The following is a 1,032-nucleotide window of genomic DNA, read 5'->3' as shown; positions in this document are numbered from 1 at the left end:
CCATTTGCGGTGCCCGATGGTCATAATGCGCCAAGGCTGATCTATGAGTTTGTTCCACGCCTCGCAGCAGAGGTCGACGATATTGTCGTGGGAAGTGAACACCCGGTTGGATAGCCAGTTGTCGCGCATGAACTGCCAGATATTCTCTACCGGGTTGAGTTCAGGACATTTTGCTGGAAGTGCGATGATGCTGATATTGTCAGGGACGTCCAGCTTGCCTGTCATATGCCAACCGGCTTGATCCATCAGTATAACAGCGTGAGCGCCAGGAGCGACGGCGAGCGCTATTTCTGTCAGATGGAGCGTCATGGTTTCTGTGTTACACAAGGGCAGTACCAACCCCGCGCCCTTGCCGTGCTCCGGGCAGATTGCGCCGAAGATATAGACCGATTTAGTTCGCTGATCTTTGGGTGCCCAGGGCCGTGTCCCGCGTCTGGCCCAGCGCCGCGTGATCTTGTTCTTCTGTCCGATCCGCGCTTCGTCCTGGAACCAGATCTCTATCGGCGTGCCCTTCGGGAGAGATCTTCTGACCTTTGCCAGCTCGGCGGCAAAGCCCCCTTTTTAAAGGCCTCCATCGCAAGTTCGTTCTGGGCGTAGTGGCGAGGCCGCGCTGTCAGCTTGACATAGCCTAGTCTCTTTAGCTCCCGCCCCACGGTCGTTGCATCAAGCGAGACAGCAAATTCGTCATAAAGCCACCGGGCCAGATCAATCAGCCGCCAGCGAACAACGCCATGGATCGAAGGGATCGGACCGCACTCGACCATTTCGACAAGCGCACGGCGCTGGGCATCATTGAGCAGCGACTGTCTTCCAGGCGCTTTGCCATCTAGCAGCCCATCAGGACCACGGGCATTAAAGCGAAGCACCCAGTCACGTACAATCTGCAAGCCAACACCGCCGATCCTCGCCGCCGATGTCCGGCGGCCGCCGTCATAAATCTCAGCCAATGCCAAAAGCCGCCGCGCTTGGTTCGCGCTCTTCGACGTCCGTGCCAGTCGCCTCAACGAAGCGCCGTCAAAATCATCCCGCAAG

General features: G+C 57.8%; 1 protein-coding gene. It reads right to left on the bottom strand.

Going from position 1 to position 1,032, the window contains the following annotated elements; translation table 11 throughout:
- Positions 1 to 1,031, bottom strand: a protein-coding gene (locus CFE35_RS22495; protein WP_292934104.1) for an IS630 family transposase whose coding sequence is annotated in 2 segments (ribosomal slippage) — positions 1 to 555 and positions 558 to 1,031 — 1,029 coding nt annotated over the 2 segments. Because the reading frame shifts where the segments join, the coding sequence is not laid out codon by codon here. This gene is flagged as partial in the annotation.
- Position 1,032 lies beyond the last annotated feature (1 nt).

The organism is Novosphingobium sp. PASSN1 (assembly GCF_002278815.1).
The sequence above is the reverse complement of the archived record's forward strand: the minus strand, read 5'-3'. Positions and strand labels throughout refer to the sequence as shown.